Annotated in this window: 29 protein-coding genes; 7 read left to right on the forward strand and 22 right to left on the reverse strand. The window is 61.5% G+C overall.

Annotated elements, in window-relative coordinates:
- Window positions 1-3 precede the first annotated feature (3 nt).
- The 7 genes from AC3IQ7_RS21490 to AC3IQ7_RS21520 all read right to left on the reverse strand — a co-directional run bounded on the left by AC3IQ7_RS21490 (window position 4) and on the right by AC3IQ7_RS21520 (window position 7,174).
- Window positions 4-759 (reverse strand): SIMPL domain-containing protein, encoded by a 756-nt coding sequence (locus tag AC3IQ7_RS21490; RefSeq protein WP_489207272.1) that lies wholly within the window; start codon window positions 757-759, stop codon window positions 4-6.
- Window positions 760-859: 100 nt separating this feature from the next.
- Entirely contained in the window at window positions 860-1,615 is a 756-nt protein-coding gene (locus AC3IQ7_RS21495) for an SIMPL domain-containing protein (RefSeq protein WP_489207273.1), read from the reverse strand.
- Between the two features lie 251 nt (window positions 1,616-1,866).
- Entirely contained in the window at window positions 1,867-3,105 is a 1,239-nt protein-coding gene (locus AC3IQ7_RS21500; RefSeq protein ID WP_489207274.1) for an MFS transporter, read from the reverse strand.
- Between the two features lie 193 nt (window positions 3,106-3,298).
- Window positions 3,299-3,709, reverse strand: a complete 411-nt coding sequence (locus tag AC3IQ7_RS21505; RefSeq protein ID WP_489207275.1) for a hypothetical protein — start codon at window positions 3,707-3,709, stop codon at window positions 3,299-3,301.
- A gap of 149 nt (window positions 3,710-3,858) precedes the next feature.
- Complete coding sequence (gene ilvC, locus AC3IQ7_RS21510) at window positions 3,859-4,875, reverse strand: ketol-acid reductoisomerase (protein ID WP_034750044.1); 1,017 nt, start codon at window positions 4,873-4,875, stop codon at window positions 3,859-3,861.
- A gap of 74 nt (window positions 4,876-4,949) precedes the next feature.
- Window positions 4,950-5,441 (reverse strand): acetolactate synthase small subunit, encoded by a 492-nt coding sequence (gene ilvN / locus AC3IQ7_RS21515; RefSeq protein WP_010399754.1) that lies wholly within the window; start codon window positions 5,439-5,441, stop codon window positions 4,950-4,952.
- 2 nt (window positions 5,442-5,443) lie between these two features.
- Window positions 5,444-7,174, reverse strand: a complete 1,731-nt coding sequence (locus AC3IQ7_RS21520) for an acetolactate synthase 3 catalytic subunit (protein ID WP_099667148.1) — start codon at window positions 7,172-7,174, stop codon at window positions 5,444-5,446.
- A gap of 495 nt (window positions 7,175-7,669) precedes the next feature.
- Here AC3IQ7_RS21520 and AC3IQ7_RS21525 point away from each other — a divergent pair, with 495 nt between their 5' ends.
- From AC3IQ7_RS21525 to AC3IQ7_RS21545, 5 genes are all read left to right on the forward strand, one after another.
- On the forward strand, window positions 7,670-8,239 hold the full coding sequence (locus AC3IQ7_RS21525; protein ID WP_489207276.1) for an RNA polymerase sigma factor: 570 nt from the start codon (window positions 7,670-7,672) through the stop codon (window positions 8,237-8,239).
- Window positions 8,236-8,640, forward strand: a complete 405-nt coding sequence (locus AC3IQ7_RS21530) for a DUF3619 family protein (RefSeq protein ID WP_035820561.1) — start codon at window positions 8,236-8,238, stop codon at window positions 8,638-8,640. The genes AC3IQ7_RS21525 and AC3IQ7_RS21530 overlap by 4 nt, the downstream gene beginning before the upstream one ends.
- Before the next feature lie 2 nt (window positions 8,641-8,642).
- Window positions 8,643-9,398, forward strand: coding sequence for a DUF3106 domain-containing protein (locus tag AC3IQ7_RS21535; protein ID WP_489207277.1), 756 nt, complete (start codon window positions 8,643-8,645; stop codon window positions 9,396-9,398).
- Window positions 9,388-9,933, forward strand: coding sequence for an RDD family protein (locus AC3IQ7_RS21540; protein ID WP_099378274.1), 546 nt, complete (start codon window positions 9,388-9,390; stop codon window positions 9,931-9,933). The genes AC3IQ7_RS21535 and AC3IQ7_RS21540 overlap by 11 nt, the downstream gene beginning before the upstream one ends.
- A 63-nt stretch (window positions 9,934-9,996) precedes the next feature.
- Complete coding sequence (locus tag AC3IQ7_RS21545) at window positions 9,997-10,425, forward strand: group III truncated hemoglobin (RefSeq protein ID WP_099378273.1); 429 nt, start codon at window positions 9,997-9,999, stop codon at window positions 10,423-10,425.
- On the opposite strand, the gene AC3IQ7_RS21550 is transcribed toward AC3IQ7_RS21545, so the two are convergent.
- The 15 genes from AC3IQ7_RS21550 to AC3IQ7_RS21620 form a co-directional block, all read right to left on the reverse strand.
- On the reverse strand, window positions 10,422-11,180 hold the full coding sequence (locus AC3IQ7_RS21550; protein ID WP_489207278.1) for an rRNA pseudouridine synthase: 759 nt from the start codon (window positions 11,178-11,180) through the stop codon (window positions 10,422-10,424). The genes AC3IQ7_RS21545 and AC3IQ7_RS21550 overlap by 4 nt on opposite strands.
- An 80-nt stretch (window positions 11,181-11,260) precedes the next feature.
- A complete protein-coding gene (locus tag AC3IQ7_RS21555) occupies window positions 11,261-12,178 on the reverse strand; it encodes a class I SAM-dependent methyltransferase (protein WP_099378271.1) in 918 nt (305 codons plus the stop codon).
- Window positions 12,165-12,359, reverse strand: a complete 195-nt coding sequence (iscX, locus tag AC3IQ7_RS21560; RefSeq protein WP_099378270.1) for a Fe-S cluster assembly protein IscX — start codon at window positions 12,357-12,359, stop codon at window positions 12,165-12,167. Before iscX ends, AC3IQ7_RS21555 begins: the two co-directional genes overlap by 14 nt.
- Window position 12,360: 1 nt before the next feature.
- Window positions 12,361-12,702, reverse strand: coding sequence for an ISC system 2Fe-2S type ferredoxin (fdx, locus tag AC3IQ7_RS21565; protein ID WP_099378269.1), 342 nt, complete (start codon window positions 12,700-12,702; stop codon window positions 12,361-12,363).
- Between the two features lie 67 nt (window positions 12,703-12,769).
- Window positions 12,770-14,650, reverse strand: a complete 1,881-nt coding sequence (hscA, locus tag AC3IQ7_RS21570) for a Fe-S protein assembly chaperone HscA (RefSeq protein WP_489207279.1) — start codon at window positions 14,648-14,650, stop codon at window positions 12,770-12,772.
- Window positions 14,651-14,758: 108 nt separating this feature from the next.
- Complete coding sequence (hscB, locus tag AC3IQ7_RS21575) at window positions 14,759-15,274, reverse strand: Fe-S protein assembly co-chaperone HscB (protein WP_099378267.1); 516 nt, start codon at window positions 15,272-15,274, stop codon at window positions 14,759-14,761.
- Between the two features lie 66 nt (window positions 15,275-15,340).
- Entirely contained in the window at window positions 15,341-15,661 is a 321-nt protein-coding gene (iscA, locus tag AC3IQ7_RS21580) for an iron-sulfur cluster assembly protein IscA (RefSeq protein WP_010399774.1), read from the reverse strand.
- Window positions 15,662-15,712: 51 nt separating this feature from the next.
- Complete coding sequence (iscU, locus tag AC3IQ7_RS21585; RefSeq protein WP_034779562.1) at window positions 15,713-16,102, reverse strand: Fe-S cluster assembly scaffold IscU; 390 nt, start codon at window positions 16,100-16,102, stop codon at window positions 15,713-15,715.
- A 54-nt stretch (window positions 16,103-16,156) separates the two neighbouring features.
- On the reverse strand, window positions 16,157-17,413 hold the full coding sequence (locus tag AC3IQ7_RS21590) for an IscS subfamily cysteine desulfurase (RefSeq protein WP_099378266.1): 1,257 nt from the start codon (window positions 17,411-17,413) through the stop codon (window positions 16,157-16,159).
- A 40-nt stretch (window positions 17,414-17,453) separates the two neighbouring features.
- Entirely contained in the window at window positions 17,454-17,930 is a 477-nt protein-coding gene (gene iscR, locus AC3IQ7_RS21595; protein WP_034779566.1) for a Fe-S cluster assembly transcriptional regulator IscR, read from the reverse strand.
- A gap of 204 nt (window positions 17,931-18,134) precedes the next feature.
- Window positions 18,135-18,686: a riboflavin biosynthesis intermediates N-glycosidase gene (gene ybiA, locus AC3IQ7_RS21600; protein WP_099378265.1), complete on the reverse strand. Its 552-nt coding sequence runs from the start codon at window positions 18,684-18,686 to the stop codon at window positions 18,135-18,137.
- Between the two features lie 38 nt (window positions 18,687-18,724).
- Window positions 18,725-19,504, reverse strand: a complete 780-nt coding sequence (locus AC3IQ7_RS21605; RefSeq protein WP_489207281.1) for a uracil-DNA glycosylase family protein — start codon at window positions 19,502-19,504, stop codon at window positions 18,725-18,727.
- Window positions 19,505-19,639: 135 nt separating this feature from the next.
- Window positions 19,640-20,290, reverse strand: a complete 651-nt coding sequence (gene maiA / locus AC3IQ7_RS21610) for a maleylacetoacetate isomerase (RefSeq protein ID WP_489207282.1) — start codon at window positions 20,288-20,290, stop codon at window positions 19,640-19,642.
- 13 nt (window positions 20,291-20,303) lie between these two features.
- Window positions 20,304-21,326 (reverse strand): fumarylacetoacetate hydrolase family protein, encoded by a 1,023-nt coding sequence (locus tag AC3IQ7_RS21615; protein ID WP_489207283.1) that lies wholly within the window; start codon window positions 21,324-21,326, stop codon window positions 20,304-20,306.
- 52 nt (window positions 21,327-21,378) lie between these two features.
- Window positions 21,379-21,912 carry a VOC family protein gene (locus AC3IQ7_RS21620; protein ID WP_322428241.1) on the reverse strand — a complete coding sequence of 178 codons (534 nt, stop codon included), beginning with the start codon at window positions 21,910-21,912 and terminating at the stop codon, window positions 21,379-21,381.
- Window positions 21,913-22,039: 127 nt separating this feature from the next.
- On the opposite strand from AC3IQ7_RS21620, the gene AC3IQ7_RS21625 reads away from it, so the two are divergent.
- Window positions 22,040-22,975: a LysR family transcriptional regulator gene (locus tag AC3IQ7_RS21625; RefSeq protein ID WP_489207284.1), complete on the forward strand. Its 936-nt coding sequence runs from the start codon at window positions 22,040-22,042 to the stop codon at window positions 22,973-22,975.
- A 62-nt stretch (window positions 22,976-23,037) separates the two neighbouring features.
- Window positions 23,038-23,622, forward strand: a complete 585-nt coding sequence (locus AC3IQ7_RS21630) for a gamma-glutamylcyclotransferase (RefSeq protein WP_489210496.1) — start codon at window positions 23,038-23,040, stop codon at window positions 23,620-23,622.
- The last annotated feature ends 116 nt before the right edge of the window (window positions 23,623-23,738 follow it).

Below are 23,738 nucleotides of genomic sequence, written 5' to 3' on the forward strand. Positions count from 1 at the left end.
GCATTATTTGAACTTGATCTTGGCCACCAGGCCCATGTTGAGGGTCGTTTCGCCTGCCTCGAAGCTCGGCTCGGCCACCTGGCTGCCGCCATAGCCCATGGAGTCGGCGCTCATGTTGCGCGCGCCGGCCACGCTGACGCGCTGCGCGTAATTGCCCGAGCCTTCGAAATCGATGGTGTCGATCACGGCGTCATTGACGTTGCGGCCCATGGCGCCGGCGATGGCAGCCACGCGCTCGTTGAGATTTTTGTAAGCGGCGGCGATGCGCTGGTCGTCGAGCTTGCGGATGGTGGCGGGCGCCAGGCCGAAGTTCAGGCGGTTCAGGGTCAGCACGCCTTGCGCCGCGGAAACGGTTTTCGGCAAGGCAGCCAGATTGGTCGTCGTTACCTGCAGATACTGACCCACACGCCAGCCGGTCGGCACTCTGGGCTTGGCCGCGACGCCTGGCGGCAGGGGTGCCGTTTCCGGGTACACGGCATACGTGTAATAGCCCTGGGTCTTCAGCACGGCTTGCGGATCGGCTTTCTTGACGATGGCCGCGCCCTGGTTCATCTTCTGGTTCACGCGCGAGGCGGCGGCAGCCTTGTCCTTGTCCTGCTCTTCGATGGCCAGGGTGACAGTCACCTGGTCGTTCGCATGCACCACTTCGCCATTGGCGGGCACCACCACGAGGGTGCCGGAAGTGGGCAAGGTTTGGGCTTGTGCGCTCAGGGCAACGGTAGCGGCGGCAGCAGCCAGCAGCGATTTCATGACGGTCATAATGTTCTCCTGGAAATAATGGGGCAAAAACGACCATGGGGCCAGCAGCCCCATGATTTTTAAAACATTTTATTGTGGAAGTATTTCCACGCTAATAAGCTCACTTGAACTTGACCTTGCCGACGACACGCATGTCGAGCGTCGTTTCGCCCGGCTCGAAGCTCGGTTCGGCAACGGTGCTGTCTTCGGCCATCTTGGCGCTGCGCATCATCATCGGTGCGGCGGCAGCACGGTTTTCGGTGACATAGTTGCCCGAACCTTCGAAGTCCACCGTATCGAGCACGGCGTCGGAAACGTTGCGGCCCATGGCCTTGGCGATGGCGGCCACGCGCTCGTTCAGGTTTTTATACGTGGCGGCGATGCGCTGGTCGTCCAGCAGGCGGATGGTTTCCGGCTTCAGGCCGAAATTCAAGCCATTCAGGGTCAGCACGCCTTGCGCCGCCGACACGGTTTTTGGCAGGGTCGCCAGATTGGCCGTCGTCACTTCCAGATACTGGCCGACACGCCAGGCCGTAGGCAAACGCGGCTTGGCCACGGCGCCGGCCGGCAATGGGCGCTCTTCCGGGTACACGGGATAGGTGTAGTAGCCGTACGATTTGAGTGCCGCCGACGGGTCGGCCTGCTTGACGATGGCGATGCCCTTGTTCATTTTCTGGTTGACTCTCGACGCGGCGGCAGCCTTGTCCTTGTCCTGTTCTTCGACGGCCAGGGTAGCGACCACCTGGTCATTGACATGCTTGACTTCGCCAAATGCGGGTACGACCACCAGGGTGCCGTTGGTTGGCAAGGTTTGAGCTTGTGCGCTCAGGGCAACGGTGGCTGCGGCGGCAACAAGGACGGATTTCATCACGGTCATAGGGGTACTCCTAGGTAGTTAATGTGGCTGACAGCCAGCGAAAGGGACGCTTTTGCCACCCCTTTCGCCTGAGAAACTTGTCAAACTGTGTAGATTCTAACGCCTCATTCATTCCCGTGGCGCAAATTAACAAATCGTCACAAAATGTGCTTGCCAGTCACATCTGCTCACATTTCAACACACTGTCATCATAAATAACAATGTTATTGGAGCCTATCCCAGTAGGGAGCGTCTTCTGCTGGGATGGGCTCTTAGTGACCTACGACTGCGCCGCCGCTGCGCCGGCCCGGCTTGAAACTGTGCCGGCGCGCGCGCCAGGCGATGGTCAATGCCACCAGCAGCAAGGCCAGCATGGCCCACGGGAACGATGCCGCGCCATAGCTGTCGAGCAGCAAGCCGCCCGCCAGGCCGCCGCCCGCGATGGCCACGTTCCAGATGGTCGCCACCATCGCTTGCGCCACATCCATGCCGTCGCCGGCCGCGTCCGCCGACGCCGTCTGCAGCAAGGTGCCGGCGCCGCCGAAGGTGATGCCCCAGATGGCCATGCTGACATAGATCACGGCAGGCGAGTCCATCGCCAGGCCCAGCGCCACCATCACGAGGGCCAAGGCGGCGATGCAGCCCAGCACGAGCGGACGCAGCCAGCGGTCGATCAGCTGGCTGACCAGCCAGATGCCGGCCAAGGAACCCACGCCATACACGAGCAACACCAGGTCAACGCGGGGGCGCAAGCCGGACGGCGCCAGGAACGGCGCGATATAGGTATACAGAATGTTATGCGCCAACATCCAGGCGACGATGACAAACAGAATCGGCCGCACGCCCGGCGTCAGGAACACCTGGCGGATCGACAGGCGCTCGCCATTCTTTTGCCCAGGGTAATCGGGCACAACCAGCAACACCCACGCGACCAGCACCACGGCCAGGCCCGACATGATGCCGAAGATGCTGCGCCAGCCCAGCACGCCGCCCATCAGGGTGCCCAGCGGTACGCCCAGCGACAGGGCCAGCGGCGTGCCGATCATGGCAATGGCCATCGCCCTGCCCTGCTGTTCGACGGACACCATGCGGCGCGCGTAGCCCGCCATCAAGCCCCAGGCCAAGCCTGCGGCCATGCCGGTGACGAAGCGCGAGGCCAGGGCGACCATATAGTTGGGCGACAGGGCTGTCGCCGTATTGAAGATCAAGAAACCGATGATGGCCAGCAGCAAGACATTGCGCCGGCGCCAGCCACTCGTCAGGGCCGTCAGGGGAATCGCCGTCAGGATGGAACCGATGGCGTAGACGGTCACCAGTTGGCCCGTCATGACTTCGGAAATATTCAGGTCACGGGCAATCTGCGGCAGCAAGCCGGCCGGCAAGGTTTCCGACAGGAGGGCGAGAAACGCCGTCATGGCCAGGGCCAGCAAGGCCAGGACGGGAAGCCGTTCGGAAACGGAGGATTCGGCAGCGCCCGGCATGGGTACTGTGGCGGTAATGCGGTCAGTCATAGGGGTCCTTCAGGTTGCGCAAGCGGCTGATCAATTAGCGCCTGGCGTGCTACAAAAGCGGTGATGCGCGTTGCGGTCGGCAGATACCGAAACAGATGCAGTCCACAGGAAACTGCAAAGGAAGGGCGGAATTATATAGGAATATAAAAAGACAGGAGGCGGGCGAAAAGCGTGCGCGCCAAGACAGCCGTGCTCAAGCTGGCGTCATGCAGGCATCATTGGCTGCCTTGCGTGGCGAAAACCAGGCATTCGATTTCGGACTGTACAGGAAGGCGCAGATGACGGCGAACAGGAGCGCGCCAGGCACGACGTGCATCTTGGCCGGCAAGGTCGCCAGGCACAGCGCAATGTCGATCACGCCCCACACCAGATACACGGTGCGCGCGCCACGCTGCCTTTGCAGCATGGCCAGCGCTGCCACCAGGTTAATGCCCATGCTAAAGATCAAAATCGCGTATTGCGCCTCGGCGGGAATCACGCTGTGCCCCATTCCGGCCAGCATGACGGGATCGTTGCGGCCGAGGTAGGACGATACCAGCGCTGACAGCGAGCCGAAGACCAGAAACCAGCAGCTGATGGTCACCAGGAAGGGGCGCTTGACCACATGAAGATTCCCGACAAAAACTTTAGAAAAAACAAGCATGATGCTGACGGTAGGATTGAATGGGCCTGATTGTAACGGATGTTGCCTGCAAAACGATGCGCATAAAAAAAGCCGGCTTGCGCCGGCTTCTTGCAAGGAACGATAACTGCTTAGTTCTTCGACTGGTCAACCATCTTGTTCTTGGCGATCCAAGGCATCATGGCGCGCAGTTTCGCGCCCACTTCTTCGATCTGGTGCTCGGACGTCAAACGACGGCGCGAGATCAGGGTCGGTGCGCCTGCCTTGTTTTCCAGGATGAAGCTCTTCGCGTATTCGCCCGTTTGAATGTCTTTCAGGCATTGACGCATCGCATCCTTGGTGGCCGACGTCACAACCTTAGGGCCGGTCACGTATTCGCCGTATTCGGCGTTGTTCGAGATCGAGTAGTTCATGTTGGCGATGCCGCCTTCATAGATCAGGTCGACGATCAGCTTCAGTTCGTGCAAGCACTCGAAGTAGGCCATTTCAGGCGCGTAGCCCGCTTCCGTCAGGGTTTCGAAACCGGCCTTGATCAATTCCACGGCACCGCCGCACAGCACGGCTTGTTCGCCGAACAGATCCGTTTCGGTTTCTTCACGGAAATTCGTTTCGATGATGCCGGCACGGCCGCCGCCGTTGGCCGACGCGTACGACAGGGCGATATCGCGGGCGATGCCCGATTTGTCCTGGTACACGGCGATCAGGTGGGGCACGCCGCCGCCCTGGGTGTAGGTGGCGCGCACGGTGTGGCCTGGGGCTTTCGGCGCGACCATGATCACGTCCAGGTCGGCGCGTGGCACGACTTGGCCATAATGCACGTTGAAGCCGTGGGCGAAGGCCAGTACGGCGCCTTGCTTGGCAAACGGGGCGATGTTTTCGTTGTAGACCTGGGCGATGTTTTCATCTGGCAGCAAGATCATGATGACGTCGGCCGCTTTCACGGCGTCGTTGACTTCCGCCACTTTCAGGCCAGCTTGCTCGACCTTGGTCCACGAAGCGCCGCCCTTGCGCAGGCCGACGGTGACGTTGACGCCCGAGTCGTTCAGGTTTTGTGCGTGCGCGTGGCCTTGCGAACCGTAGCCGATGATGGCAACGTTTTTGCCTTTGATCAAGGAGAGGTCAGCGTCTTTGTCGTAAAAAACTTTCATGGTATTTCCTATAATTTGATGATGCGTTGTTGTTTTAAATGCGGCCCTTGGGCCGCGTAGTGCTGCTTCTATTTTTATACTTTGAGGATGCGTTCGCCGCGGCCGATGCCGGAACCACCCGTGCGGACGGTTTCCAGGATGGCGGCGCGGTCGATCGAATCGATGAACGCGTCGAGCTTGACCTTGTTGCCGGTCAGTTCGATCGTGTACGTCTTTTCGGTGACATCGATGATGCGGCCACGGAAGATATCGGCGGTGCGCTTCATTTCCTCGCGCTCCTTGCCCACGGCACGAACCTTGATCAGCATCAACTCGCGTTCGATATGCTGGCCTTCGGTCAGGTCCACCACCTTCACCACTTCGATGAGGCGGTTCAAGTGCTTGGTGATCTGCTCGATGATGTCGTCCGAGCCGCTGGTGACGATGGTCATGCGCGACAGGGTCGAGTCTTCCGTCGGCGCCACGGTCAACGTTTCGATGTTGTAACCGCGTGCCGAGAACAGGCCCACCACGCGCGACAGGGCGCCCGCTTCGTTTTCCAGCAAGACAGAAATAATATGGCGCATGATTAGAGGTCCTCCGAGCCGAGCATCATTTCGGACAGGCCTTTGCCGGCTTTCACCATGGGCCACACGTTTTCGGACTGGTCGGTAATGAAGTTCATGAATACCAGCCTGTCTTTCATGCCAAACGCCTCTTTCAGGGCGCCGTCGACGTCGCCCGGTTTTTCAATTTTCATGCCCACGTGGCCGTAGGCTTCCGCCAGCTTCTCGAAGTCGGGCAGCGAATCCATGTACGACTCGGAATAACGCGAACCGTAATCGATTTCCTGCCACTGGCGCACCATACCGAGGAAACGGTTGTTGAGCATGATGATCTTCGGCGTCAGGTGGTACTGCTTGCACGTTGCCAATTCCTGGATGCACATCTGGATCGAGCCTTCGCCCGTGATGCAGGCAACGGTGGCGTCCGGATTGGCCATCTGCACGCCCATGGCGTATGGCAAGCCGACACCCATGGTGCCCAGGCCGCCGGAATTGATCCAGCGGCGCGGCTTGTCGAAGCCATAGTATTGCGCGGCCCACATCTGGTGCTGACCCACATCGGACGTGATGAAGGCGTCGCCCTTGGTGATCTGGAACACTTTTTCCACCACCGATTGCGGCTTGATGACCAGGTCGGAAGTCGGGTATTTCAGGCATTCGCGGCCACGCCATTCGGCGATCTGCTTCCACCAGTTGCTCAAGGCGTTGACGTTCGGCTTGGCTTCGGCCGCGTCGAGTTGCGCGAGGAACTCGATCAGCACATCCTTGACGTTGCCGACGATGGGGATATCGACCTTGACGCGCTTGGAAATCGACGATGGATCGATGTCCACGTGGATGATCTTGCGCGGATGCGAGGCGAAATGTTTCGGGTTGCCGATCACGCGGTCATCGAAACGGGCGCCGATGGCGATCAAGACGTCGCAGTTCTGCATCGCCATGTTCGCTTCATAGGTGCCGTGCATGCCGGGCATGCCGACATACTGCTCGCTCGAGGCGCGGTAGCCGCCCAGACCCATCAAGGTGTTGGTGCACGGGAAACCCAGGCGGTCGACCAGCTTGTTCAGCTCGGCCGAGGCATTCGCCAGGATCACGCCGCCGCCCGTGTAGATCATCGGCCGTTCGGCTTGCAGCAACAGCTGCACGGCCTTGCGGATCTGGCCCGAGTGGCCCTTGTCGACGGGACGGTAGGAACGCATCTCGACTTCCTTCGGATAGTCGAAATGGCATTTGTGCATGCTGATATCCTTAGGGATATCGACCAGCACGGGTCCCGGACGGCCGGTACGGGCGATGAAGAAGGCTTTCTTGATCGTCGCTGCCAGGTCCTTGACGTCCTTGACGAGGAAGTTGTGCTTGACCACGGGGCGCGTGATGCCGACCGTGTCGCATTCCTGGAACGCATCCTGTCCGATGGCGTGGCTCGGCACCTGGCCGGAGATCACCACCATGGGAATCGAGTCCATGTACGCAGTGGACAAGCCCGTGACGGCATTCGTGACGCCCGGACCGGACGTGACGATGGCGACACCGACTTTGTTCGAGCTGCGCGAATAGGCATCGGCGGCGTGGATCGCGGCCTGCTCGTGACGTACCAGGATATGCTGGAATTTGTTTTGCTGGAAGATGGCGTCGTAGATGTAGAGTACGGCTCCGCCCGGGTATCCAAAGACGTGCTCGACGCCCTCTTCAGCCAGACAGCGCACGACAATTTCTGCGCCGGTAATGGGTCCTGCTGCTGCTTCGGTATTCATGAAACATTCCTTTCAAGGTCCATTGGAGATTGATCGGATGTTCTTTCCTGACGAAGTTCGCCGTGCGCGACAGTGCTCCTGCTTCCCTTTTCATGCGGTCACGACATTTCTTTGGGCACCCATAGATACCTTACAAAACAACGCTTAACGCAACTCGTTTGGCCGGAGTTTCTGTGGCGCCTGTACGAACCGCTCGCGCTTGTGGCGCGGGTTAGAACAAACTGCCTACAAATGAAAGCGCGTCTTGCCGCGGATGGCCTTGTGTGCCGGTCGCGACTTGACCATAGGGCTTTGGGGTGTTCAAAGCGTCCCATACGTTATCGCGTCGCACCATTATGGTCAAGGAAAATGTCAGCCGAAAGGCCATTTTGCTCGCACGTAGTGCAAAAACCCTGCGGAAACGCACATTTTTTGCTAGCATGCACGGGGTTGCAAAAAGCATACCCGCCCCAATTCGCCCACCGCCCCCGCAGCCGCTAAGATCCCCAATACCGCATGGCAACAGACAAAGAATTATCCGACTTTCTAGAAAATGTCGAGCGGCGCGCCTTCAAGCAGGCCGCCTACGCGGTCCGCAAGGAAGAGTCGGCACTCGACATCGTGCAGGACGCCATGATCAAGCTGGCCGAAAAGTACGGCGACAAGCCGGCCGCCGAACTGCCGATGCTGTTCCAGCGCATCTTGCAGAACACCATACTCGATTATTTCCGCCGAGAAAAAGTTCGCAACACCTGGGTCAGCCTCTTCTCCGGCATGAAGCCCTCGGGCGACGAGCAGGAGGATTTTGATATACTTGACACTTATGAATCGGAACAGGGCTCCAGCGCCGCCGAATCGTCGGCCGACCAGGTCGAACGCGCGCAAATCCTTGATTTGATTGATGCAGAGGTACAAAAACTGCCTTCACGTCAACGCGAAGCCTTCCTCATGCGTTATTGGCAGGACATGGATGTGGCTGAAACAGCGGAAGCGATGGGTTGCTCCGAAGGTAGCGTGAAAACACATTGCTCTAGAGCTACCCACACGCTCGCCGAATCGCTGAAAGCCAAGGGAATTAAATTATGAACACCGACGATCTCAATTTCGCTTACAAAGTGCGCCATGCACTGAACGAAAAACTCGACGACCTGCCCGCATCGGCCACCGATCGCCTGGCAGCGGCACGCAAGCTGGCCCTGTCGCGCAAGAAGGCGGACGCGCCCGCCGCCGTCGCCGTGCGCAAGGACGTCTTCGCCGGCATCGCCAGCAGCCTGTTTGTCGAGCCGCTGTCGTGGCTGGGCCGCATGAGCGTCATCATCCCCCTGCTGCTGCTGGTCGGCGGCCTGGTGGGCATCTATCAGTTTGAGCAGGAACAACATATTGCCGAACTGGCAGAAATCGACGCCGCCGTGCTGTCGGACGAATTGCCGCTCTCGGCCTATATGGACCATGGCTTCAACGCCTACCTGACGAAACGCGAGCAATAAGCATGGCACGTTCGAGCGTACGCAAAGGCTGGCTGGCTGGCGGCATCGGCCTGGGTGCCTGCGCCCTCGCCGGCGCCGCCTGGGTAGGCGCGCAGCAACATGCCGCTCCCGCCGCCCCTCCCGTGGCAGCCGCGCCCGTGGTGGCGCCGGCCCCGGCCGTCAAGCCCGGCTCGCCCCGCACGGCCGGCAAAGGCGGCACGCCCAAGGCGGGCGAGAATCCATCGTGGAACAAGCTGTCGCGCGCGCAGCAGGAAGCCCTGCAGCCGCTGGCGGGCGAATGGAACAAGCTGGAACCGCTGCGCAAGCAGAAATGGCTCGATATCGCCAGCCGTTTTGCGTCCATGACGCCGGACGAGCAAACCCGCGTGCATGAACGCATGCGCGAATGGATCAAGCTGACGCCGGCACAGCGCAGCCTTGTGCGCGAAAACTATGCGCGCACGAAGAAAATTGATCCGGGTCAAAAAACCGCGCAATGGGAGCAATACCAGCAATTGCCGGAAGATCAAAAGAAAAAGCTGGCGACGGAGCTCGTGCCGAAAAAACCGCTGGGCAAAGTGCCTGCGATCAATTCGAATACGAGCAAGCCGCCCGTGATCCTGCCACCCGCCATGCCGGCAGCGCCTGCCGCCGCCGCGCCCGTCCTGCCGCCCGCTCCCGCAGCGACGGCAGTGCCAGGCGATCCCGCCGCGGCCCCTGCCACCGTGCCTGTCACGCCACCTGCCACGCCTGCCCCACTGCCAACCAATGCCAAATAGCACAAATAGCACGCCCGCCGCCAGCATCACGTCCCATCCCACGATCAAGCGCCGCCTGATTTCCATGGTGTACGAGTCGCTGCTGGCCCTGGCCGTGCTGTTCCTGCCGTTCCTGCTGTTTGAACTGGCCGTGCAAGGCGCGCATACGCCGTTGACGGAACACATGCGCCAATGCCTGGCCTTCCTCGTCATGGGGGCGTATTTCATCCATCAGTGGAGCCGCGAAGGGCAAACCCTGGCCATGAAGACGTGGCGCCTGAAAGTCGTGCTGCCGGGCCACGCCCATGTGCCGCTGCGCGTGGCCGCGTACCGCTATGTCCTGTCATGGATGTGGCTGCTGCCGGCGCTGCTGGTGTCGTATTTGCTGGACTTGCAGCACTGGACAGCCCTGGGCGCCATCGGTATCGGCATCCTGGCCTGGTCAGGCACGGCCCTGTTCACGGGCAACGGGCAATTCCTGCACGACAAGCTGGCGGGCACGCAAATCGTGCAATTGCCAGCCCCGGCGAAGAAGTCGAAGAAAGTCGCCGCCTGAGTTTTTAAGCGGCTTGACCTGGGTCATTGAAGCGCCACGGGGGCTCTGCGATCATGGCATGCCATGAATAATACCGCCCCCCTCCCCCACACACGCTTCGCGCCCTACCGCGAGGAAGTCTGCAGCGAAGACGAAGTCAAGCACCTCGTCCACACCTTTTATGCGGCCGCGCGCGACGACGCCATGCTGGGCCCCATCTTTGCCGCCGAGGTCAAGGATTGGGATGCCCACCTGGCAACATTGGTCGATTTCTGGTCAGGCTTGTTGCGCGGCACCATGCGCTACCACGGCAAGCCGCTGGCCCAGCACGCGCAAATGGAGCATCTCACGCCCTGCATGTTCCGCCGCTGGCTGACCCTGTTCTTTGCCACGACCGAGGGCATGGGCAATGCGGCCCTGCAAGAGAAGGCCGATACCATCGCCTTGAATATTGCCGAACGGCTATGGAAAAGCTTTGCGGAAAGCCATTCCATCGTGGCGCCGCAGCTTTAGAAGCGTTCGTAACCCTGCAAGTAGCGCCATTGACCCGCGGGCATGGCGCCCATCGAAATGCGGCCGATGCGCAGCCGTTTCATGGCGACGACGTCCAGTCCCACCATCTTGCACATGTGGGCGATCTGGCCCGGCTGCACGTTTTTCAGGGCAAAGCGCAAACGCGTTTCATTTTGCCAACTGACCTTGATCGGCGGCAAAGGCTTGCCATTGAAGGGCAAGCCGTGATTCAGCAGCGCCAAGCCATTCTCGGCGATGGCGCCCGACACTTCCACGATGAATTCCTGCTCCACCGTTTTCGCTTCATCGACCAGCTTGCGGGCGACGCGGAAATCCTGCGTAAACACCAGCAAGCCGGACGCCATGGTCTCGAGCGGATTGGTGACGGTCAAGCCGATCAGATGACGCTTGAGGAAGCGCGTGACTGAGCTGGGCGCCACATTTTCCGGCGTGAAAATTTCTTCGGGACGCAAACAGCTCAAGGCTGGCTTGCCTTCCGCGCCGACGCCGCCGTTGATCCCGGCCGGCTTGTGCAGCAGGATCGTCACGGGCGGCATTTCTTCCAGGGTCGCGTTCGGCAGCAGCACCACCGTTTGATTGTCGGCCACGCGCGCGCCCGACTCCTCCACCAGCACGCCATCGACCGTGACCCAGCCGCCCTCGATATACAGCTCGGCCTCGCGGCGCGAACAGGGCACGTCTTCAGACAGGCGCTTGGCCAGGCGGACGGTGGGCATTTCGTGTGGTGTGGTCATGGGGAGGCGCAAAAAGCAAGGGAGGAGAAAGCCGGTATTGTAACCGACCCGCTCCTCCCCTCGTGTGCAACAGCGTATGCTTACGCAGTGGCCTTGGCTAGCTCTTCAGCAAAGAAACGGTGGCCCATCTCTTCCAGGCCCAAGGTCTGCAGCACTTCCTGCAGGCGTTCCGTCGGACGCTGGCGCGGCAAGTTCTTGTAACTGGCGATGATCAGTTCATTCTTCATCGAATGCTCCCATCCCACCAGTTCCGTCACGCTGACCTGGTAGCCGTGCGCTTCCAGCTGCAGGCAGCGCAGCACGTTGGTGATCTGGCTGCCGAACTCGCGCGTGTGCAGCGGGTGGCGCCACAATTCCGTCAAGACACTCTTGCCCAGGCTCTTGCCCTTGTTCTTCTTCAATACGGACGCCACTTCCGCCTGGCAACATGGCACCAGCACCATGAATTTCGCCTTTTTCTTCAAGGCAAAGTGGATGGCGTCATCGGTGGCAGTGTTGCATGCGTGCAAGGCCGTGACGATGTCGATCTGCTGCGGCAGCAGGTTCGACTCCGTCGATTCGGCCACGGACAGCGGCAAAAACGACATGCCGGGGAACTTGAATTTCTTCGCCAGCTCTTGCGAGCGCTGCACCAGCTCTTCGCGCGTCTCGATGCCGTAGATGTGCGAACCATCGTTGCCATTCTTGAAGAACAGGTCGTACAAAATGAAGCCCAGATACGACTTGCCGGCGCCGTGGTCGACCAGCGACACGCCGGGGTGATCCAGCTGCACTTCGCGCAGCAGCGGCTCGATGAACTGCGTCAGGTGGTACACCTGCTTGAGCTTGCGGCGGCTGTCCTGGTTCATCTTGCCGTCGCGCGTCAGGATGTGCAATTCCTGCAGCAAGGCGACCGACTGGCCATCCTTGATCTCGGGCATGTTGCTGGCGGCCGTGATGACGTCTTTCGGCACAGCGGCTGCGGTGGCGGCGGCTGCCGCGCCCTTAGCGCGCTTCATCGATCCACGCCATCTGTATCGCTTCGAGCACCTTTTCGCCGCCGCGCGTGTGGTCATCGTCGAAGCCGTCCAGTTCCACCACCCAGTTATGCAGGTCGGTGAAGCGCACGGTCAGGGGATCGATGTCCGGATGCGCGTCGAACAAGGCTTCGGCGATTGCGGTGATGTCGGACCATTTCATGTTAGTGACTGCCTTCGCTGACCTGGTTGATCGTGTATTTCGGGATTTCGACGACGAGGTCGGCCTCGGCCACGATGGACTGGCACGACAGGCGCGACACGGCTTCCAGGCCCCAGGCCTTGTCCAGCATGTCTTCTTCCAGTTCCGTCGCTTCGTTCAGGGAGTCGATGCCTTCGCGGACCAGCACATGGCAGGTGGTGCAGGCGCACGATTTTTCGCAGGCGTGCTCGATGTCGATGTCGTTTTCCAGCAGGATGTCGCAGATGGACTTGCCGGCAGGTGCTTCGATGACGGCGCCGTCCGGGCAAAGCTTGGCGTGCGGCAGGATAACGATTTGTGGCATGGTTTCTTCTTTCAGTCTGTCATTCGGAGCGCGGCCGCAGCTTCGGCGGCGCGCTGTTCAATTGGTTTTATACGACCTGGTCCAGGGATTTACCCGTCAAGGCCGTGCGTACGCTGCGGTCCATGCGGCGCGAGGCGAAATCCTCGGTGCCGTCGGCGAGCAGCTCGATCGCCAGCTTCAAGGCCTGGTGGTCGATGGCGCCGCTTTGCGATTGCGCAATGGCGTCGCGCACCCGCTGCATCAAGCCGTCGACGATGACGCGCTCGGCATCGTCGAGCAAGCCGCCGTCTTCATCGAGCGCCGACTGCGTGGCCAGCAGGATGCGTTCCGCCTCCACCTGCTCTTCGCGCAGCGCGCGCGCCACCATGTCGACGTCGGCCGAGGTGTAGGAATCCTGCAGCATGCGGGCGATGTCGTCGTCGCCCAGGCCATACGCCGGCTTGACGCTGATCGACGCTTCCACGCCCGAGCGCAATTCGCGCGCCGAGACGGACAGCAAGCCGTCCGCATCGACCTGGTAGGTGATGCGGATGCGCGCGGCACCCGCCACCATCGGCGGAATGCCGCGCAATTCAAAACGCGCCAGCGAACGGCAGTCGCTGACCAGTTCGCGCTCGCCCTGCAGCACGTGCACGGCCAGCGCCGTCTGGCCATCTTTAAACGTCGTGAATTCCTGCGCGCGCGCGCACGGGATCGTCGAATTGCGGGGGATGATCTTTTCCACCAGGCCGCCCATGGTCTCGATGCCCAAGGAGAGCGGGATCACGTCCAGCAGCAGCCAGTCGTCGCCGGCGGCGCGGTTGCCGGCCAGCAAGTTCGCCTGGATGGCGGCGCCCAGCGCCACCACCTTGTCCGGGTCGATATTCGCGTGCGGCGTCGTGTGGAAGAATTCGCTCACGGCGCGCTGCACGTGCGGCATGCGCGTGGCGCCGCCCACCATCACCACGCCGTCGACGTCGTCCGCATCCACGTTCGCGTCGCGCAGGGCTTTCTTGATGGCGTTCATGGTCTTGGCCACCAGGTGCTGCGTCATGGCGGCAAAGTCCGCTGCCGTGATGCGCAGGTGGATCTCTTCGCCCGAATTCAGGGCCGCATCGATCATCGTTTCCGACTTGGTCGACAGCGTTTCCTTGATCTCGCGCGCTTTCACCATCAGGATGGCCGTGTCTTCGTCCGACAGGGGCGCCAGCTTGGCGTGCTCGCTGATCCAGCAGAACAGGCGGCGGTCGAAATCGTCGCCGCCCAGGGCCGAGTCGCCGCCCGTGGACAGCACTTCGAAGACGCCCTTGCTCAACTTCAGGATCGAGATGTCGAAGGTACCGCCGCCGAGGTCATACACGGCGTAAACGCCTTCGGAGGCGTTGTCGAGGCCGTAGGCGATGGCGGCGGCCGTCGGCTCGCTCAGCAGGCGCAAGACATTGATGCCGGCCAATTGTGCCGCATCTTTCGTGGCCTGGCGCTGGGCATCGTCGAAATACGCTGGTACAGTAATCACGGCGCCCACCAGGTCGTCGCCCAGCGAATCTTCCGCGCGCTGGCGCAGGGTGGCGAGGATTTGCGCCGACACTTCGACGGGGCTTTTCACGCCGGCCACGGTTTTCAGCTGCACCATGCCAGGCGAATCCTGGAAGTCGTAGGGCAGGTTTTCCGCGTAGGCGATGTCGGCCAGGCCGCGGCCCATGAAGCGCTTGACGGAAACGATGGTGTTCTTCGGGTCGGTGGTCTGCGCGGCCAGGGCCTTGTAGCCGATGTTGGCGTGGCCATTCGGCAGGTAGCGCACGACGGACGGCAGCAGCGAGTGCCCTTCTTCGTCGTTGAGCACCTCGGGAATGCTGTTGCGGACGGTGGCGACCAGGGAATTGGTGGTGCCCAGATCGATGCCGACGGCCAGACGGTGCTGGTGCGGCGCGGTCGACATGCCTGGTTCGGAAATTTGCAGAAGTGCCATTGTATTCGTGCCTCGATTAATTTTTTGCGTGATGCAGTTGATGCCTGTCGCGCATTATAAGACGCGCGCCGGACTGGCGCTTGGCACGCCGGTCAAGCGATTGGCCAGTCAGGCTTCCATGGCCTCATATGCAAAACGCACTTCCTCGCCGAATTTGTCGAGGAACATCAGGGCGCGCACGCTTTGCGCGGCATTCACATAGTCGGCCGCGTCCAGCTGGGCCGCCACCTGGGCCAGCAAGGCCTTGCGTTCGCCGCGCAGCTGGCGGTCCAGGGCGTCGAGCGCGTCGGCATCCTTGCCGGCACGGGCATCGCCCAGCTCTTCGCGCCATTCCATCTGCTGCATCAGGAAGCTGACAGGCATGGCCGTGTTCGACTCCGTCTGCAAGTCGACGCCATTGAGTTCGCACAGGTATTGCGCGCGTTTTTGCGGGCTTTTCAGGGTTTGGTAGGCTTCATTGGCGCGCGTAGCCCATTGCATCGCCACGCGCTTTTCAGCGCTGCTGGCATTGATGAAGCGGTCAGGGTGGACCTTGCCCTGCACGTCGCGGTAGGCCGCGTCGAGCGCGCTCATGTCGAGCGAGAACTGCGCCGGCAACTGGAATAATTCGAAGTGATTTTGCATAATGGTCGGTGGTCGCTGTACCGCAATCGATGGGTACAGCGCACCGACCGGGGTCTTGCCAGCTGTTTAAATCCTGAAGGACTCGCCGCAGCCGCAGGCGTCTTTTTCGTTCGGATTGTGGAACTTGAAGCCTTCGTTCAAGCCTTCGCGCGCGAAATCGAGTTCCGTGCCGTCGATGTAAGGCAGGCTTTTCGGGTCAACGAAGACTTTCACGCCGTGCGACTCAAAAACGCTGTCTTCGGCCGCCACTTCATCGACATATTCGAGCTTGTAAGCCAGGCCCGAGCAGCCCGTGGTGCGCACGCCAAAGCGCAGGCCCATGCCCTTGCCGCGCCGTTCGATATAACGGTTGATGTGTTTCGCCGCTTTTTCGGTCAGTGTGATCATGTATTTCTCCGTAACTGCCCCGGCCTTGCGGCCGGGGCGGGCTACCAACGTTTAAGCTGCTGCCGGGTGACGGGTCTGGTAATCCAGAACAGCTGCCTTGATGGCGTCTTCCGCCAGGATGGAGCAGTGGATCTTCACTGGCGGCAGGGCCAGTTCTTCGGCGATCTGCGTGTTCTTGATGGCCAGTGCCTGGTCCAGGGTCTTGCCCTTGACCCATTCGGTCACCAGCGAGCTCGACGCGATGGCCGAACCGCAGCCGTAGGTCTTGAATTTCGCATCTTCGATCAGGCCATCGGCGCCAACCTTGATCTGCAGTTTCATCACGTCGCCGCAGGCAGGCGCGCCTACCATGCCGGTGCCGATGGTTTCATCACCCTTGTCGAAAGCGCCCACGTTGCGCGGGTTTTCGTAGTGATCGAGTACTTTGTCCGAGTAAGCCATTTTGATGCTCCTTAAATATTCTTGCCGGCCCCGTAGTGGAGGCCCGGGTATTGGTTAGTGGGCGGCCCATTGAATCGAATTGATGTCGATTCCGTCCTTGAACATGTCCCACAGCGGCGACAGGTCGCGCAGCTTGTGCACTTTCGATTTCAGCAGGTTCACGGCGAAGTCGATGTCTTCCTCGGTCGAGAAGCGGCCGATGGTGAAACGGATCGAGCTGTGCGCCAGTTCGTCGCTGCGGCCCAGGGCGCGCAGCACGTACGATGGTTCCAGGCTGGCCGAGGTGCAGGCCGAACCGGACGACACGGCGATATCCTTGATCGCCATGATCAGCGACTCGCCTTCGACGTAGTTGAAGCTGACGTTCAGGTTATGCGGCACGCGGTGCTCCATGTCGCCGTTGATGTAGACTTCTTCGATCTCTTGCAGGCCCTTGGCCAGGCGGTCGCGCAAGGCCTTGATACGGCCGATTTCGCTGTCCATTTCTTCCTTGGCGATGCGGAACGCTTCGCCCATGCCGACGATCTGGTGCGTCGGCAGGGTGCCCGAGCGCAGGCCGCGCTCATGGCCGCCACCGTGCATCTGCGCTTCCAGGCGCACACGCGGCTTGCGGCACACGTACAGGGCGCCCACGCCTTTCGGGCCGTAGGTTTTATGTGCCGTGAAGGTCATCAGGTCGACCTTGGTTTTTTGCAGGTCGATGACGACCTTGCCCGTCGCTTGCGCGGCGTCGCAATGGAAGATGATGCCTTTCGAGCGGCAGAACACGCCGATTTCGTCGATCGGCTGGATCACGCCGATTTCGTTATTCACCAGCATCACCGACACGAGGATGGTGTCCGGGCGCACGGCCGCGGCCAGCTGCTCGACGGTGATCAGGCCGTTGTCCTGCGGTTCCAGGTAGGTCGCTTCAAAGCCGATGCGTTCCAGTTCACGCACCGTGTCCAGCACCGATTTGTGCTCGGTCTTGACGGTGATGATGTGCTTGCCCTTGGTCTTGTAGAACTGTGCCGCGCCCTTGATGGCCAGGTTGTTGCTTTCCGTCGCGCCGGAGGTCCAGATGATTTCGCGCGGATCGGCGTTCACCAGGGCCGCCACGTGGCCGCGTGCCTCTTCCACGGCTTTTTCCGCCGTCCAGCCATACATGTGGCTGCGCGATGCCGGATTGCCGAACTGCTCGCGCAGGTACGGAATCATCTTGTCGGCGACGCGTGGATCGATCGGCGTCGTGGCCGAGTAATCCATGTAGATCGGGAAATGCGGTGCGGTTTCAAAGTGCACTTGGCCTACGTTTTTTTCTGGGGCGTTCATCAATAACTCCTGCAATCAGCAACTGGTATTTTTGTCATTATCAACCGAGGGCGGCGTGGTTACGGTGCATCACCATCACGCTTTGCTCGGCAATCTTTTGTCTCTGCTGGTCGACCAGGTCCTGCAAGGACACAGAATCCAGATAATCGACCATTTTTTCGTTGAGTGTGGACCACAATTCATGCGTCATGCAGCGCGCACCCGTGGCCGCGTCGGCGCCGTGGCAATGCTCCTTGCCGCCGCACTGCGTGGCGTCGAGCGGTTCGTCGACGGCGATGATGATGTCGGCCACCGTCACTTTGTCCGCACGGCGCGCCAGGCTGTAGCCGCCGCCGGGACCGCGGATCGACTCGACGATCTCATGCCGGCGCAGCTTGCCGAACAGCTGTTCCAGGTAGGACAGGGAAATCGACTGGCGCTGGCTGATGCCGGACAAGGTGACCGGTCCCTTGCCCTGGCGCAGGGCAAGATCGATCATCGCTGTCACGGCAAAACGGCCTTTTGTAGTCAGACGCATACATCCTCTGGTCAACTGGTTTAAAATATTGCGGTTTTTCAACTCCTCAAACCCCGAGTAGTTGAATGATTTAGTCAAGTATAACAAATTCGGCGGGGTTTGTCAGAGCGCCCCTCGATGACCACAGGGCTGGAAGGGGCATGGCCGGCCGCGCCAGGCGCGGCGGCATCAGGAAAACAACAGTCGGGAAATCGCAGGGCGTTCTCAGCCCCGTAAAGCGGTCCGCACTTTCATCAGTTCAAATCCCAGCAGGTTCAAGCCGTCCCAGGTGGCGGGGTCCAGGATGCGCGGATTGTCCGACGCCAGGCCCACGCCCCAGATGCGGTCGACGGGACTGGCCTCGACGATGACGCGCTCGCCCGTGCCCAGAAGAAACTTGCGCAGCGCGGCCTTTTGCGAAAACTTGGCAAAGTTGCCATCGAAGACGATGCCGGCGCGGGCCGCTTCCCATACTTTGGCGTCAAAATTCGCCACTTCGCGCCCCAGCTTCTTCACTTCCGACGGCCGCCCGGCCGCCACGATGCGCGCCTGCACGGCAGTGTCGCCAAACAGGGCCGCCTTTTGCGCCATCATGTAGTGCTCGGCCGTCGCATACGTCACGCCAGCCAGGCTGAACGGTGACGGAAACCACTGGCTGAAGCAGCTTTTGTCGGGCACCTGCGGCTGCGCCGGCGTGTGCCCCCAGAAATACAGATAGTCGGGCACGCCGCCCGCCGCGATCCACGCCTTCAATTCTTCCACGTTACTGATTTGCATATTCCCCGCACTTCCGCCAGACAGGCGATGATTCAAGCTCAAGCACGCAATAGTTGCATCGGGCCAAACAAGGCCTGCATGTCACGATTGCCGATAAAGGACAGATTATACGGATGTTCCGCCGTCACCTGCGGCAACAATGCCGCCACCGGCAGGCGTTTGATGAGCTCGGCGATCTTGCCCCACAGCACCAGTTGCGGCGTGGCCGCCCCGCCCTGCTGCGCCAGCGCTTCCAGCACCACCTGCAGGAAGGGCAGCCAGCCGCGCGCATCCTGCACGGGCGGCACGTGGGCACGGAACACCAGCGCCGCGTTGAGCAGCAGGAAGCCCTGCTCCGTCATCTTGCGCTGCAAGTCGGGCAGGGTCTGGATCACGCCGCTGCACGGCAGTTGCGCGGCGGCGGCCACGGGCGTCATGGCCACGCCGGACGTGTCGCCGCCCTGCAACTGGCCATCGGCCACCAGCAGCATCTTCATGAAGTTGCGCAGCGAGGTGGCGCGGTTGACGGGCTTCGACAGGCCCGTGGCCGACCACAGACTGCCGACGGCGCCGTCCATGAAGCACACGCCCGTGGCGCTGTCGGCGCGCGGATACGGCCCCTCGCCCACCAGCACGTAGCGCACCTGCGCCAGCGGCAGGGCAAAGGCGGCGAACAGCCGGCCCTGCGTGGGCAGGTAATCGTCGATGGCCAGCGCCGGCAGGTAGGCGGGATCGGCCGCCATCACGGCCTGCAAGCCGCGCAGCAGGATGGGACGCCAGGAAGCGTGCGCCAGGGACAGGGCATCGGTGATGCTGGCAGGAACGGTTGTCGCGGTCATGGGACGTAAAGTATTTGGGCAAACGCAAATTGTAGCGCACCGGCAAGCTGGTATTGACTGCCCAACATCAAGCACGCATAAAAAATCCCCGGCCTGTTGCCAGGCCGGGGATCTCTGCATTGAGCTACTTTCAGCCTATTCGGCGTCAGGCTGCTGCGACGGATGGGCGGCAGCAAACGCGGGCAAGCCGGCGCAATGGGCATGGATGCGCGCCACGCGCGGATATGGCGCCAGGTCGATGGCGAAGCGCTGCGCATTGAATACCTGCGGCACCAGGCAGCAATCGGCCATCGTCGGGCTGTCGCCATGACAGAACAGGCCCGTGCCGGCCGGGTCGCCCTGCGCCAGCAGCGCCTCCACGGCCGCCAGGCCCTCGGCCATCCAGTGGCGGTACCACTCCTGCTTGGCCTCGTCCGACAGCCCCAGAGTGTTTTTCAGGTATTTCAACACGCGCAGATTTGTCAGCGGATGGGCGTCGCAGGCGATCGCCAGCGCCAGCGCGCGCACCCTGGCGCGGCCCAGCGCATCGGCCGGCAGCAGCGGCACGCTAGGGCGCGTCTCGTCGAGATACTCGAGCATCGCCAGCGACTGCGTCAGGATGGCGCCGTCGTCATCGAGGGCCGGCACCAGGGCCGACGGATTGACGGCGCGGTAGGCTGGCAGCAGTTGCTGGCCGCCATCCTGCAGCAGGTGCACGGGGATGCTGTCGTAAGCGATACCCTTGAGATTCAAGGCAATGCGCACGCGGTAGGCGGCCGAACTGCGAAAGTAGGTGTACAGCTTCATCGGGCGCCTCCCCTCAGGCGCGGCCAGCATACAGGGCCACGGTCTGCTCGATGCTGCCGAAGATGCTGGCGCCGGCCGCGTCGCGCATTTCGATACGCACCGTGTCGCCGAACTTCAGGTAGGCCGTCTTTGGTGCGCCGTGTTCGATGGTTTCATACATGCGCACTTCGGCCAGGCAGCAGTAGCCGACGCCGCCGTTCTCGATGCTGGAGCCAAACAGGTTGCCCTGCTTGTTCGACACGGTGCCGGAACCGATGATGCTGCCGGCGCCCAGTTCGCGCGTCTTGGCCGCATGCGCGACGAGTTGTGCAAAGTCGAAGGTCATGTCTTCACCCGCGTTCGGCTTGCCGAACGGTTTGTCGTTCAGGTCCACCAGCAGCGGCAAATGCAGCTTGCTGCCAACCCAGTCGGCACCCAGTTCATCGGGCGTGACGGCGACGGGGGAAAATGCGCTGGCCGCCTTCGACTGGAAGAAACCGAAACCCTTGGCCAGCTCGCCCGGAATCAGGTTGCGCAAGGAGACATCGTTGACCAGCATGACCAGGCGGATCGCTTTCGCCGCATCGTCCACGCCGACGCCCATGGCCACGTCGCCCGTGATCACCGCCACTTCCGCTTCCAGGTCGATGCCCCACTCTTCCGACAGGGCGAAGATCGGGTCGCGCGGGCCGATAAAGCTGTCGGAGCCACCCTGGTACATCAACGGGTCCGTGTAGAACGAAGCCGGTACTTCCGCATTGCGCGCCTTGCGCACCAGTTCCACGTGATTGATGTAGGCGGAACCGTCGGCCCACTGGTAGGCGCGCGGCAGCGGCGAGTGGCATTGATTGACATCAAATGGCTGCGCGTCCGGCGCCTGGCCCGCGTTCAGGTCAGCATACGCCTGCTCCAGCTTGGGCGCGACAGCGTCCCAGTTGTCGAGCGCCGCCTGCAGGGTGGGCGCGATGGCTGCCACGCGCTGGTACTGGCGCAGGTCGCGGCTGACGAGGATCAGGGCGCCGTCGCGGCTGCCGTTTTTCAGGGTTGCGAGTTTCATGGAGTGTGTTCCTTGTTTGGCGTATTGTTCAGATGATTTCCGTGTGCGGCGCTCAGGCGTCGGCCGGCGCGTGCATCCAGGCGGCGTGTTTCGGCGCGCGGCGCGTCTGCGACCATTCTTCCAGCATTTCCCATTTGACGGCGTCCAGTTTGGCCATCATCTCGGGCGTGCCCACGTTGGCCGCCAGCTCCAGGCGGTGGCCGTTCGGGTCAAAGAAGTAGATCGACTGGAAGATGGCGTGGTTGACGGGACCCAGCACCTCGATGCCGCCGGCCACCAGGCGCTCCTTGGCGGCCAGCAGTTCGTCCATGCTGCCCACTTCCAGCGCCAGGTGCTGCACCCAGGCCGGGGTATTGCGGTCGCGGTCCATCGGCGGCTGCGTCGGCAGCTCGAAGAAGGCCAGCACATTGCCCTGGCCCGCATCGAGGAAGACGTGCATGTACGGGTCCGGCGCCTTGGTCGACGGCACCAGGTCTTCGGCGATGGCGAGGACGAAATTCATGTTCAAATGCTTGACGTACCACTCGACGGTTTTCTTCGCGTCGATGCAGCGGTAGGCGACGTGGTGGATCTGTTTGATTTTCATGGTGCTTGTCTCCAATGGATGGCGCCGTGGGCGCGATGGCTGGCCTGTTTTTCAGCTTTTCACCATTAGAATCGAGTTACAGCTATCATACAAACAATTTTTAACCATTGATTTATCGGATTATCTTATGAGTCCCAGCCTGCGACAGATGCGCGCCTTCGTGGCGCTGGCCAAGACCGGCAGTTTCACGCTGGCCGCCGAATACCTGCACGTGACGCAGTCCGCCTTGAGCGGCTTGATCAAGGAACTGGAAAGCGTGCTGGGCGTGCGCGTGGTCGAGCGCAGCACGCGCAAGACGCAGCTGTCGGAAATCGGCCGCGAACTGTATCCGCTGTTTGAAAAGATGATCGAGGACCTCGACGGCGCCATGGCCGGCATCGCCCAGCGCAAGGCCCTGAAAACGGGGATGGTGCGCATCGCTGCGCCGCAGATGATGGCGTGCACCCTGCTGCCGGAAGTGATCGCCGCCTACCGCCAGGCGCACCCGGACGTGCAGCTGCGCCTCGTCGACTGCCCCGTGGAGAATGTGTCGGCGCGTGTCTTCAGCGGCGAAGTCGATTTCGGCATCGGCCCCGAGCGCGACCCCACGGCGGAAATCGCCGCGCAAGTGCTGTTTGAAATGCCCTTCGTGCTGGTCTTCCCCGAACAGCACCCGCTGCAGCAAAAGGAAAGGGTCACCTGGGCCGACGTGGGCGACTATCCGTTCATTTCGCTGCAGGGCCAGTTCACGGAACGCCTGCTGCGCGACATGCACGGCGCGTTTCGCGAGCTGTCGCTCAATCCGTACAACGAAGTGACCTTCATGACGACGGCGCTGGCCATGGTCAGCGCCAACTTGGGCATCACGGTCTGCCTGCCGTACGCGGAACCGATGGTCAAACTATATCAATTGCAGATGCGCGCCCTGCACGAGCCGGAACTGACGCGGCGCTTTTTCGTCTATACGAAGACGGGGCGGTCGCGGTCGCCGGCAGCCGAAAGCTTCATGGCCTTCCTGTTCCGCTTTGTCGAGACGCACGAGTGGAACGTGGGAGCGGGCGGCCCGGCTGGCGCCGCTTTATAATCGGGCATCGCCCTTTCACCGCTCGCACCATGACCCAGCCTCACCAGAACGATCTGTCCGCCATCGACGCCGCCACCATCGCCATCAACCAGCGCATGAACAAATTCGACGGCCATGCACAGGTCTGGCTGTTCGGCTATGGCTCGCTGATCTACAAGGCCGATTTCCCCTACATCGAGCGCCGCCCGGCCAGCATCGCCGGCTGGACGCGGCGCTTCTGGCAAGGCTCGCACGACCACCGGGGCACGCCGATGGCGCCGGGCCGCGTCGCCACCATCGTGCCGCAAGCGGGCGCCGTGTGCGACGGCATGGCTTACCTGATCACGCCCGAAGTCTTCGCCCACCTCGACCACCGCGAAAAGAACGGCTATTTGCGCCTGGCCACCGACATCACCTTCGACGATGGCAGCAAGGTCGAAGGCCTGGTGTACATCGCCAACGAGGAAAACGCCGCCTTCCTCGGCGCCGCCCCGGAACTGGACATCGCGCGCCAGATCGCCCGCTCTGCCGGCCCCAGCGGCCCGAACAGCGAATACCTGCTGCACCTGGCCAATGCCCTGCGCGAGCTGGGCAAGAGCGACCCGCACGTCTTTGCCATCGAGCAACATCTGGCGCAATTGAAGGATGCGCCGCCAACAACGCAGTGAGTGACGGCGGGCAAGCAGCTTGCATGATGCAAGCGATGAATATATTTTCATTGTGACAATTGGCGACTATCGCCGTTTTATTAACGGCCATAATCGGAACGCGCGATTCCTTTATG

The sequence above is a fragment of the Janthinobacterium sp. GL_088 genome, from assembly GCF_057837845.1.